This is a genomic window from Pseudoalteromonas sp. S8-8, from assembly GCF_000497875.1.
GTDB classification, from domain to species: domain Bacteria; phylum Pseudomonadota; class Gammaproteobacteria; order Enterobacterales; family Alteromonadaceae; genus Pseudoalteromonas; species Pseudoalteromonas arctica.
Window position 1 is genome coordinate 20,101 of sequence record NZ_AUTR01000063.1, and the last position, 13,032, is coordinate 33,132.

The 13,032-nt window shown below is 39.7% G+C and carries 8 protein-coding genes; 5 read left to right on the forward strand and 3 right to left on the reverse strand.

Annotated elements, in window-relative coordinates:
- The first annotated feature begins 153 nt into the window (after window positions 1–153).
- The 4 genes from L659_RS0119055 (at window position 154) to L659_RS0119070 (ending at window position 4,904) form a co-directional block, all read left to right on the forward strand.
- Entirely contained in the window at window positions 154–2,601 is a 2,448-nt protein-coding gene (locus L659_RS0119055) for a M1 family metallopeptidase (protein WP_024591560.1), read from the forward strand.
- Complete coding sequence (locus tag L659_RS0119060) at window positions 2,601–3,095, forward strand: DUF6702 family protein (protein ID WP_024591561.1); 495 nt, start codon at window positions 2,601–2,603, stop codon at window positions 3,093–3,095. The genes L659_RS0119055 and L659_RS0119060 overlap by 1 nt, the downstream gene beginning before the upstream one ends.
- Window positions 3,096–3,417: 322 nt before the next feature.
- Window positions 3,418–4,035, forward strand: a complete 618-nt coding sequence (locus L659_RS0119065; RefSeq protein ID WP_007583617.1) for an HAD family hydrolase — start codon at window positions 3,418–3,420, stop codon at window positions 4,033–4,035.
- Between the two features lie 143 nt (window positions 4,036–4,178).
- Entirely contained in the window at window positions 4,179–4,904 is a 726-nt protein-coding gene (locus L659_RS0119070) for a YebC/PmpR family DNA-binding transcriptional regulator (protein WP_024591562.1), read from the forward strand.
- 210 nt (window positions 4,905–5,114) lie between these two features.
- Here the strand turns inward: L659_RS0119070 and L659_RS0119075 are convergent, their stop codons facing one another.
- A complete protein-coding gene (locus L659_RS0119075; protein WP_024591563.1) occupies window positions 5,115–7,304 on the reverse strand; it encodes a malate synthase G in 2,190 nt (729 codons plus the stop codon).
- Between the two features lie 402 nt (window positions 7,305–7,706).
- Between L659_RS0119075 and L659_RS0119080 the strand changes: the two genes are divergently transcribed.
- Complete coding sequence (locus tag L659_RS0119080) at window positions 7,707–9,308, forward strand: isocitrate lyase (RefSeq protein ID WP_024591564.1); 1,602 nt, start codon at window positions 7,707–7,709, stop codon at window positions 9,306–9,308.
- A gap of 816 nt (window positions 9,309–10,124) precedes the next feature.
- On the opposite strand, the gene L659_RS0119085 is transcribed toward L659_RS0119080, so the two are convergent.
- Window positions 10,125–12,143, reverse strand: a complete 2,019-nt coding sequence (locus L659_RS0119085) for a S9 family peptidase (RefSeq protein ID WP_024591565.1) — start codon at window positions 12,141–12,143, stop codon at window positions 10,125–10,127.
- A gap of 153 nt (window positions 12,144–12,296) precedes the next feature.
- The gene (locus L659_RS0119090) at window positions 12,297–13,031 is read right to left on the reverse strand and encodes a 5-oxoprolinase subunit PxpA (protein ID WP_024591566.1); all 735 of its coding nucleotides are present in this window, start codon (window positions 13,029–13,031) and stop codon (window positions 12,297–12,299) included.
- Window position 13,032 lies beyond the last annotated feature (1 nt).

Below are 13,032 nucleotides of genomic sequence, written 5' to 3' on the forward strand. Positions count from 1 at the left end.
ATCTATTCGTATTTTGTTACAAAATAATTGTATTTTTCAATCTAAAAAACTAAGTGAACATCACCCTAAAAATACGGTACTTGGTCGCTAATTTATTGAAGCTAACTGGTATATTTGTCAAAGTACGCTCACAAAATTATATTAGGACTAACAATGAAAAAAATAGGTCTTACGCTAAGTGCTTTTGTATTGCCGTTCGCAATATCGAGTGCAGCTATGGCGTCTTCGGTTGAGCAAACAAAAGGTTCTTTTGTTGATAAATTTCGTCAATTAGACGAAGCACTTCCTACACCCAATGTTTATCGTAGTGCCGCTGGCGAACCCGGTGAAAAATACTGGCAGCAACGTGTAAATTACGATATTGATGTGAAGCTAGATGAAAAAAAGCACCGCATTACCGGTAGCCAAAGCATTGAATATAAAAATAACTCACCACATACGCTTAAATATTTATGGTTACAGTTAGATCAAAATATTTTTAAAAGTGACTCTATTGCCGAAACAACTAAAACGTTTAAAAGCACTTTAGAAAGCCTACCAGCTCAAAAGCCCGCTAAATTAAGTTTAGGCGACTTACGCCGTCAGCAATTTATGAGCGACAACGAACTGGGTTATACAATCAGTGGCGTAAAAGATGACGATGGTAAAGAGCTACGCGTAACTGTAGTTGATACCTTAATGCGCATCGATTTAAACGAGCCATTAAAGCCAGGTAAAGAAGTAGAATTTAGCATGAACTTTGCCTTCAACATTGTTGAAGAAGATGCAGTGGGTGCACGTTCTGGTTACGAGCACTTTGAAGAAGACGGCAACGACATATTCTTAATTGCTCAGTGGTTTCCTCGTTTAGCGGCTTATACCGATTACGAAGCATGGACAAACAAGCCGTTCTTAGGCTCTGGTGAGTTTACGCTTGAGTTTGGTGATTACGATGTTGAGATTACTGTTCCGGCAGATCACATTGTATCGGCAACAGGTAAACTTGATAACGCGAGCAAAGTACTTACAAGTACTCAGCGCAAACGTTTAAAGCAAGCCGAAACATCTAAGCGTCCTGTGTTTATTGTTAACGCAGAAGAAGCGCTAGAAAACGAAAAAGAGGGCACCGACAAAACTAAAACGTGGCACTTTAAAGCGCAAAACGTACGTGACTTTGCTTGGGCGTCGTCTCGTAAGTTTATGTGGGATGCAAAGGGTTATCAGCAAGGTGGTGACGTTCAGCCTTTAGTTATGGCAATGTCGTTCTTCCCTAAAGAAGGTGGTGACTTATGGGAGAAGTACTCAACTGAAGCGGTAGTACACACAATGGAAGTGTACTCTAAGTATTCTTTTGACTACCCATACCCAACTGCGCAATCGGTAAATGGCCCTGTTGGCGGTATGGAATACCCAATGATTACCTTTAACGGCCCACGTACTAAGTTACAAGATGATGGTACACGTACTTATTCTCAAGCTGAAAAGCGCTTTTTACTTGGCGTAGTTATTCATGAAGTGGGTCATATTTACTTTCCAATGATTGTTAACTCAGATGAGCGCCAATGGACGTGGATGGATGAAGGCTTAAATAGCTTTTTAGATGGCGTTGCTGGTCGTGAATGGGATCCTACTATTCCTTGGGGTGTTGAGCCTCGCGATATAGTGAGCTACATGAAGTCTGAAAACCAAGTACCTGTTATGACTCAGTCAGACAGTGTATTACGCTTAGGTCCTAATGCTTATACTAAACCTGCAGCAGCCCTTAATATTTTACGTGAAGTAATTTTAGGCCGTGACTTATTCGACTTCGCATTTAAAGAGTATGCTCAGCGCTGGAAATACAAGCGCCCTACTCCAGCTGATTTTTTCCGTACAATGGAAGAAGCCTCTGGTGTTGATTTAGATTGGTTTTGGCGTGGCTGGTTTTACACCACAGACCATGTAGATATCTCTTTAGATAAAGTATATCAACTACGTTTAGACACTAAAAACCCTGATATTGATTACAGCCGTTTACGTGATATTGAAGCAGACAAACCTACTTCATTATTTGTTGAGCGTAACCGCGCACAAGGTAAAAAAACATGGGTTGAGAAAAACTCTGATGTTACCGATTTTTATGACGAAAACGACCGTTTTACTGTAACCAATAAAGAACGTAACTCGTACAATAAGTTTTTAAAAGGCTTAGAGCCGTGGGAGCGTAAAACGCTTAAGCGTGCTTTAGAAGAAGATAAAAACTATTACGTTATGGAATTTTCAAACCTTGGTGGTTTGGTAATGCCTATTTTATTAGAGCTAACATATGAAGATGGCACTAAAGAAGAGCGCTATATTCCTGCTGAAATTTGGCGTCGTAATTATAAAAACGTTCAAAAGCTGATTGTTACCGATAAAAACAAACCGCTTGTATCAGTTACTGTCGATCCAGGCTGGGAAACAGCTGACGTAGATGTTGAAAACAATAACTACCCTCGTCGTATTATTCCTTCACGTATTGAAGTGTTTAAAAAGGAAAAGAGTAAAGCTAAAGTAAGTCGCGATATCATGCAAGATATTAAAACTGAGCTTAAAACTGATGAGAAGAAAGACGAAAAGGATGACGGTGAGGAGCAGCAATAATGCGCTTTTTGCTTATTATTGTTTGCCTTTTAGTTGCTGCGCCAAGTATGGCGCATCAACTAAAGTCGTCAGTTACAACCGTGCTTTTTAATAAACGAACGCATAATGTTGAATTAATGCATCGCTTTTATTTACATGATACCGAACACGCCGTAGGAACATTGTTTAAAGGCAAAATTGATATTATTAGTAATAAAGCCGACCAACAACGTTTTGCTAAGTATGTTGAATCGCATGTTGCTCTACAAACGCTAAGTGGTAAACCTTTACCACTTAACTTTGTAGGAGCACAAGTTGATGGTAAGTTTTTTTGGGTTTACCAAGAAGCACCAATTCCTGAAAACATTGAAGGAATTAAAATGAGTAATGGCGCACTTCGTGATTTATGGCCATCTCAGGTAAATATGGTAAACGTTGAGGGCAAAGGTAAAATTAAAACTTTAAACTTTGCTCAAGATGATACTTGGCTCGAAGCCCGCTTTGAGCAAAATTAATATTTAAAACTTCCCCAACCGACGCGCACAGCAGTTGTTTATGTGCGCGTTTTCTTCATACGTTTAAACTGCGTTCATGTTTGATCTGTTATTTGTAAATTTACGTAAAATTTGTGAGTTGAATTTGTATATTTACCTTTTTTTGCGCATGATATATCAAGCACTTAAATTACTTTGTTATCAATAGATTGATAATGGTGCGTATTAATATTTAAATATAGTTAGTTTCATTTATCCCTTTGTATTTACCGGCCTAGGGCATAAGCAGTAGAGAATTTTATGTTTAAATTTCATTTAGTAATAACTAAATTCAGGGAATGATATGACTACTCAGGTTGAGGCTATTTTTGGAGTGATTTTTGATTTAGATGGAACATTGGTTTCATCAGAATTAGATTTTGCATTAATAAAGGCCCAAATAGGTTGCCCTTGCGAGCAAGACTTACTTGATTACATTGCTCAGTTGCCCTCACCGTATATGCGTGAAGAGGCAATGAATATAGTTCACCAACACGAATTAATAGATGCACAACATGCCAGTATATTACCTGGTGTGAGTGAAGCTATTCATGCTTTAAAGTCTAAAAATATTCCGATGGCGATTGTTACTCGCAATTTTGATAAAGCAGCGGCAATTAAATTACAAAATAATCCACTCCCTATCAGCACAGTTTTAACGCGAAGCGATGCCCCAGCAAAGCCAGATCCCAGCGCTTTAAATGCCATTGCTACACTTTGGAACATTAACGCCAGAAATTTACTTTATGTAGGCGATTACCTTTACGACATTCAAGCTGCGCACAATGCAAATATGCGCGCGTGTTTATACGCTCCAGAGTCAACGCCTGCTTATGCCGATCAGGCAGATTACGTTTTACATGACTTTGTTGAATTAGTGACATTAGTTGAGAGTTATTCTGAAAAAATAGAGTTATGTTAAATAGCGTGCTATTTCATTTATTCTGAAATGAGTATGTAGTTATAAAATTTTTATTAATCAAGTTTGCCCATTGCGGAGCTAGCCCAATACGTTTTGAATTGGTAAAATACCGCAAAACGTAACGTATTCATTAGGGGCACAAAATGGGCAGAGCATTTGTAGTTCGTCAAAGTTCTATGATCAAAACAGCCAATGCAAAAACAAAAGTAAACTCAAAGTATGGTAAAGAGATTTACGTTGCAGCAAAAAGTGGCGATCCCGATCCCGAAGTAAATCAAACACTACGCCGGCTAATCGAAAAAGCTAAAAAAGACCAAGTACCCGCACACGTTATCGATAAAGCAATTGAAAAAGCAGCCGGTGGCGCAGGGGAAGATTACTCTGTTGCCCGTTACGAAGGCTATGGTCCTGGTAATTGCATGGTTATAGTTGACTGTTTAACTGACAATCCGAACCGTACTATCAAAGATGTACGCTTACCGTTTACTAAAACAGACTCAAAAATTGGTACTCCTGGCTGCGTAGCACATATGTTTGATCATTATGCGGTACTTGGCTTTGCAGGTGATGACGACGAAATAGTATTAGAAGCATTAATGATGGCTGATGTTGATGTTAGCGATGTTGAAGCCGAGGACGGTAAAATATCGGTATTTGCACCGCCAACAGAATACTTTAAAGCTAAAACAGCCCTTGAAGACGCATTTGAAGGCATTAACTTTGAAGTAGACGAAATTACGTTTATTCCTCAAGTTAATATTGAAATTGAAGACGAAGAAGTTATTGCTAACTTTGATAAGTTTATAAATATGCTTGAAGATTGTGACGATGTACAAAATATTTATCACAATGCTATTGTAAAAAATTAGATTTAATTAGCTAAAAGATTTAAAAAGCGTGTTTTGTGTATGCAAAACACGCTTTTTTACGTTTGAATAAATGTTAGATATTCATGTGTATTATGCTTATTTGAATATATATTTTTAAAATGCCTTAAAAGTGCTGTTATTCTAATTTTAGGCGATAAAAAACCAGCTTAAAAGCTGGTTTAGCACTTAATCTGAACTTTGCTTAAGCAGTTAAAGCGTATTCGTTTTTTGTGCTTTATATTTTATACGGTAGCTATGTAGTAGTGGTTCAGTGTAACCACTAGGTTGTGTTACACCCTCCAAAACCAGTGCAAGTGCAGCTTGAAACGCAATGCTGTTATTAAGGGTTTCTTCGTTTATTGCCATGGGTGTATACGCAGTGTCGTGCTCGTTTTGACCATCAACTACTTTGGCCATTTTAGCCATTGTTGATTTTATTTGCGCCTGTGAACACACGCCATTTAGCAACCAATTAGCCATATGCTGGCTTGAAATACGCAGTGTTGCTCTGTCTTCCATTAGCCCTATATGGTTAATGTCGGGTACTTTTGAGCAGCCAACGCCTTGATCAATCCAACGTACAACGTAGCCTAAAATGCCTTGTGCGTTGTTTTCAAGCTCGCTTTGAATATCTTCTTTTGAAAGCGTTTTAGGGTCTGTCATTAGCGGCGGTGTAAGCAGGTCATTAAGGCTAGCAATAGTACGTTTAGCTATACTTTGCTGCTCAGTAAATACGTTTATATCGTGATAATGCATTGCATGCAGGGTAGCGGCTGTAGGGGAGGGCACCCATGCTGTATTAGCGCCTGATTTAGGGTGAGCTTGTTTTTGCTCCATCATTAATGCCATTTTATCTGGCATTGGCCACATGCCTTTACCTATTTGTGCTTTATGACTTAAGCCACAAGCAAGGCCAATATCGACGTTGCGATCCTCATAAGCTTGTATCCATGATTGCTGCTTAATCTGTGCTTTTGGAAGCACAACGCCCGCTTGCATAGAGGTATGAATTTCATCGCCTGTTCTGTCTAAAAATCCAGTATTTATAAATACAACGCGCTCTTTAGCTGCATAAATACAGGCTTTTAGGTTTACAGAAGTACGGCGTTCTTCATCCATAATACCCATTTTAAGCGTGTTTTTAGGTAAGCTTAGCGCTTCCTCTACTAAGCTAAATAAAGTGTTAGTAAACGCTACCTCTTCAGGGCCATGCATTTTTGGTTTTACTATATTAATACTTTGCGCGCTGGTATTTTTAATACCTGTTTTTTTATTTAGGTCGTGCAGGGCAGCGGTGGCAGTAAACATCGCATCCATAATGCCTTCAAATACCGGTTGATTGTACACATCGGTAATCGCAGGATTCGTCATTAAATGGCCAACGTTTCTAACAAACATCATGCTACGGCCTTTTAAAGTAACGGTGCCGCCATCGAGTGCGGTGTATGTTTTATCACTTTGCAGAGTGCGCTCTACAGTTTTATCGCCTTTTTTAAACGATTCAACTAAGTTACCTTGCATCAAACCAAGCCAATTTTTATAAACTTGTACTTTATCTTCTGCATCTACCGCAGCTACAGAATCTTCACAATCCATAATGGTTGTAAGAGCGGCCTCTAACACTACATCTTTTAAGCCTGCTTTATCTGCTTGGCCAATAATGTGGTGGTGATCGATATGTAGCTCTATGTGTAAATCATTGTTTTTTAATAACACTACAGTTGGGTTTTGCGCTTCTCCTTGATAGCCAATAAGCTGAGATGGGTTAGCTAATGTGGTTTGAGAGCTATCACGCAACGTAATTAAAAGTGCGCCATCTACTACTGAATAATTAGTGCTTTCTATATGCGAGCCATTGGTCAGCGGCAATGCTTTATCTAAGAACTGGCGAGCGTAGGCCATTACCTTAAAACCACGAACAGGATTGTAGGTATTGCCTTTTTCGGCTCCATCGTCTTCGCTTAACACATCAGTACCGTATAAAGCGTCGTATAACGAACCCCAACGTGCGTTAGCGGCATTAAGTGCAAAGCGTGCGTTACTTACAGGCACAACCAACTGAGGGCCTGCTGTAAGGGCTACTTCGGGTTCTACATTTTGGGTTTCAATTTCAAAGTTGGCAGGCTCTTTAACTAAATAGCCAATATCTTGCAAAAAGGCATGGTACTTAACGCTATCCCACGTTTTATTAGTAAGATGGTAGTCATCTATTTGCTGTTGAAGCAATTCTCGCTTTTCAAGCAGTGCCTTATTTGTAGGGGTAAGTGTTTGAACGATATGTGCAAAGCTTTGCCAAAATTGATGCTCACTTAAGTGAGTGCCTGGTAGTAATTGATTTTTAACAAAATCAGCGAGTTGTGTGTCTACGCTGAGTCCTGAATGTGTGAGAGTGTGGGACATAATTGCCTTCCTTAAACGGTCGCGATGTTGTTGTGTGCTTGTGCGTTAAGGCAACAATAACTCAAAAAGGCAATGTTGAGTGCTTTTTAGCCATTCACAAAATGTATAGCCACAATAACAACTATAAATTTACTAAATCTAGAAAAGGAGCCTAATGTTGAATCAAGCGAAACGGAGCACACACTCCTAGCCACTCTCACAACATTAAAATAATTTATACCAATCTGCTTATGTATGGGGTCTATTTAACGTTAAGAAAATTACGCTAGAGCTAGGCAAAAATTTTTGTATCTAGTTATTCTAAATAAAAAATTTTTAACGACGTTATAGTGCAATTTAATTCGTTAAATTGATCAAAGATTTATGCGGTTGGTATTACACACTCGTTCGAAGGATTTTATTATGACAACATATCAACGCGAAACAGACACACTCTCTACTCTTTGCCAATCACAAGGCAGCGCATGGAAAGCTATTAACCCTGAATACGCAAGCCGTATGCGTTTACAAAACCGTTTTCGTACAGGGATTGAAATTGCGCAATACACAGCAGACGTTATGCGTGAAGATATGGCTGCATATGACGCCGACACAAGCCTGTACACCCAATCTTTAGGGTGTTGGCATGGCTTTACTGCCCAACAAATGATGATGGCTATTAAGCGCCATCAAAAAACAACTAAACGCAGCTATGTATACTTAAGTGGCTGGATGGTTGCAGCACTTCGCTCTGCATTTGGTCCGCTGCCAGATCAAAGCATGCACGAAAAAACATCAGTACCTGCATTAATTGAAGAAATTTACACATTTTTAAAGCAAGCTGATGCACGTGAACTAGACCACTTGTTTAACGACCTAGATGCAGCAAAAGCGAATGGCGGCGATGTTCAAGCTGTTATTGATAAAATAGACAACTTTGAAACTCATGTTGTGCCAATTATTGCTGATATTGACGCAGGTTTTGGTAACGAAGAAGCAACTTACTTACTGGCTAAAAAAATGATTGAAGCCGGTGCGTGTGCCATTCAAATAGAAAACCAAGTATCTGACGCCAAACAATGTGGTCACCAAGCGGGTAAAGTTACCGTTCCACACGAAGACTTTTTAGCAAAGATTAACGCAGTACGTTACGCCTTTTTAGAACTTGGTATTGATAACGGTATTATTGTGGCACGTACAGATTCATTAGGTGCAAGCCTTACTCAAAAAGTACCTGTGTCGCAAACACCAGGTGACTTAGCAAGCCAATACAATGCATTTTTAGAAACGACGCCAATTAACGGTGTTGATGACTTAAATGAAGGCGACACAGCAATGAAAATTAATGGCCAGTTATGTAAACCAACTCGCCTAGATAACGGTTTATTTCAATTCCGCGAAGGCACTGAAAAAGACCGCGTAGTACTAGATTGTATTACGAGCTTGCAGTCGGGCGCTGATTTACTGTGGATTGAAACAGAAAAACCTCATGTTAAGCAAATTGCAGAACTGGTAAATCGTGTTAAAGAACACGTGCCAAATGCAAAACTGGTATACAACAACTCGCCTTCGTTTAACTGGACGCTTAAGTTTCGTGAGCAAGTATATCAAGAGTGGGAAGAAGCAGGCCGTGACCTTAGTGCTTACCCAAGCTTTGGCGACAATAAAGGCCTTATGGCACCAGAAATGGATGCAACAGAACTTGCGCAAGCAGCCGATTTACTAGTGCAAAACTTCCAGCGCGATGGCGCACGTGAAGCAGGTATTTTCCATCACTTAATTACTCTGCCTACGTACCATACAGCTGCGCTGAGCACTGATATTTTATCAGAAGGTTATTTTGGCGATATGGGTATGCTGGCTTATGTACGTGATGTACAACGCCAAGAAATTCGCCGCGAGCAAGCTTCTGTTAAGCACCAAGACCTAGCAGGGTCTAACATGGGCGATACACACAAAGAATACTTCTCTGGTGATAACGCGCTAAAAGCCGGTGGTGAAGATAACACCATGAACCAGTTTTAATTCCTAACTAGATAGTGTTACTCAAGGGCCAATAGGCCCTTTTTTATTGCTTTAAGTAAAGTTAGAACATTGAAGCATAATTACAGATCAGACTTTAACTAGGGCGTGTTGATCTTTGTGGATTGAAATTTGTTCAATCTAGGGGCGATTAAATCGCGGCGCGAGGTTTGTAACCTAGTGGGCTAAGTAAAAACCGAGCAACAAAGAGTTTATCGCCCCTAGAAAGAACCCAAAGGGCAGCGCATGTTTGGTATTTATGCTACGTTATCGCCTATTCATGGGGAATAACCACACTACATAAGCTCCGCCTTGCCTAAAAACCAAACATACTGCTGCAAATTAACCCACCAAAGTTCAACACGCCCTTGCCAAATAATTTTGGATCACTATTTAACTACCTGAGTGAATTTACAGATCAGAGTTTAACTAACCTTTCATAAAACGGCATATTTGGGGTGATTTTGCTGTAAAAAGCGTTTACAACAACTTTAAAAGGCAGGTAAGTGACTGATTTTTGCTTTAATAGGCAAACTTAGCGAATTTATAAACCGATTTTTTACTAACTTCTCTGTGCTATAAAACAAAATTTTACTAACTGATAGGCTATAAACAGTGACTCAAACCGATTTTTTACCAACTCAAGTTACAAAAAATGCTATAAACCGAAATTTTACTAACTGAAGTTTTAGCTAAGTCCGATATTTAACTGTCACAGAAGTGTAAAGGGGGTTTACAGTTTGAATACTAAGGCGGTAAATACAAAAGCCACTTATTTGAAGTGGCTTTTATTTGAGCTATAAATTTATTACCCAGAGTTTATTTAGTGTGTTTATCAAACCACCATTGAATATAAGCTACTTTAGTCATTAAGTTTGATGGGCGAGCTGTAATACCATGCGATGCATTAGGAATGCGCACCATTGCAGTATCAACGCCTTGTAGTTTTAATGCCTGATAAAACTGCTCAGTTTCTGATATTGGTGTACGGTAGTCAGATTCGCCAGTGAGCAACATAGTAGGAGTTTTAACGTTTCCAACATAACTAATAGGCGAGCGCTTCATGTAATGCTCGATGTGATCCCACGGTTTACCCGGAAACCAGTAATCAGCAAAAAACGGGTAAAAATCGGCAGTTAGTACAAAGCTGATCCAATTAATAACAGGCTTAGCAACTACAGCCGCAGCAAAGCGATCGGTATGACCTACAATCCAAGCTGTTAGTACGCCACCGCCAGAGCCACCGGTTACAAACAATTTAGACTCGTCAATAAAGCCTTTCGCTATTAGCGCATCAACGCCAGTCATTAAGTCATCAAAATCGTTACTTGGATAATTATGATGAATAGTTTGTGCAAACTCTTTACCGTATGAATCACTACCACGTGGGTTCATGTATAAAACGACATTTCCTTTGGCTGCAAACAGCTGAATTTCAGCGCTAAAGTGTGGACCGTAATTAGCTACTGGACCGCCATGTATTTCTAGTATTAGCGGATATTTTTTGCTGCTGTCAAATTCTGGTGGGTAAGCAATCCATCCTTGAATAGGCAGCTCATCGTGACTTGATTTAATCCAAATTTCTTCCACTTTAGCCAAAGCTTTGTCGCCCAATGCATCTGCATTAAGGGTAGTTAAACGCTGCGCTTTACCGCGTTTAATTGTTGCTATATCAGCAGGGCGCTGAGTATCGGCAAGGGTAAAGGCTACTTCGCCATCTTCGCTTACATCAAAGTCGCCACCAGAATAAGGGCGACCAAAGGCAACACTGCCAATTTGGGTTGTTATAATTTTACGCTTGCCGCTGCGTGGTTGATAGGCGAGGGCAGTTTGACCTTTATCTGCATAGCTAAAGTATATGCCTTTGGAGTTTGCACTCCATTTTATTTGACCTACGCTACGATCAAAATCTGGCGTTAAGCTAGTTGTGTTACCTGTTTTTAAATCACGAATATAAAGCTGAGCGTTTTCGTAGTTAGTGCGTTTATCATCGTAACCTGTGTACGCTAAGTAACGACCATCGGGCGATACTTTAGGCTGCTCGTCAGGACCATTTCGGTCAGTAATTTTAGTTATATTTTGCGAAGCTAAATCGAGTTTATAGATTTCACTGTTCGTGGGTTTTAGCTGGTTGTTTGTGTGCCTGTTCGCAGAAAAATAAAGCGACTTACCATCGTTACTAAAACTTACATCGCCTGCGCTATCAAATTCATCATGAGTGAGTTGTTTGGCATTACCACCGTTAGCGTCTATGGAAAATAATTGGCTAAAACCTTTTTGTGTGTAACCGCCACCATCTGAACGATAATAAACATTATCGATGAATTTAGCGGGCTCTGCCCACGTTGCATCTTTTGGTTTGCCTGGTAAGCTCACTGGCGCTGAATTAGCGCTTGGAACAAACATGCTAAATATTAGCTGGTTAGAATCAGGGTTCCATGTAATCGAACGTGGACTACTCGTTAAGTTACTAATTTTTGCCATAGCACCTGTTTTAAGCCATTTTATATATATTTGGCTGCTACCATCGCGAGTTGATATAAACGCAAGGCGCTGACCATCAGGAGAGAGTACTGGCGAATAGTCCATATGCACGCCAGAGGTTAATGGCTGCATTTGTTTAGTTTTGTAATCAACAGACCAAATATTACCAACTTTGCGGTCGGTTTTTATATCCATGCGGTTACGCACAAAATAAACAGTTTTACCGTCTTCGGTTATATCTATTTGATTGGCATATTCTAAATTAAACACATCTTGCAGTTGTAGTGTATTTGTTTCAGCGTAGGCTAAATTGCTACAACCTAAAACGAGGCTAAGTGTTAAAAGCTTTTTCATTTTTATCCCTGTTGTTACTTTTTTTAATTTTCTAAGTAGTTATATGTTAGGGATTATTAAATTAACAGTAGGATGCGATGAAGCTCTTATTTAACTCTATGAGTTAAAGCTGTAAAGGGGGTTTACAGCTTCTATTTGAGGTTGTATAAAAGTTTAGTTAGCTGAGTTACACAGGGCTTTTATATCTTTTATAAGCGCTATGCCATCAGCGTTGTCGCCATGTACGCATAAGCTATCGGCGTTGAGCGTTAGTTTTTTTCCAGTTCGTGTTGTCACGCTGCCATCGGATAAAAGCTGAGTTACTTGTTTTAGTAATGCAGCTTTGTTGTGAACACTACCCTCAAGTGTTCGTGACACTAAATGCCCGTCGTCGGTGTACTGCCTGTCGGCAAATGCCTCGAGTATTAGATCAACTCCTGAGCTTTTAGCTACTTGAATGTGCTTATTGGCATTTTTAGTCGCTAAAACCATTAGTTTCAAATCTATTGGGTACCTGGCAATTGCATTTATAACGGTTTGTAATATTTTATCATCAGCCATCATGTCGTTATAAAGTGCGCCATGCGGTTTAACATAGCTAAGTGTTAAACCTTGTACTTTTGCCATGCCCTCAATAGCGGCTATTTGATAATGCAGGCAATTTGTAAGCTCTTTTTCGCTAAGTACCATTGAGCGCCTACCAAAGCCTTGCTTATCTGGGTAACTTGGATGAGCGCCAATTTGTACGTTATGCCGCTTGGCAAGTACAAGAGTGTTTGCCATTACGTCGGCGTCACCTGCATGAAACCCACACGCAATATTCGCCATATCAATATGTGGCATTACGTCATCGTCTAGCCCCATTTTCCATGCGCCAAAGCTTTCGCCTAAATCACAATTGAGTTTCATA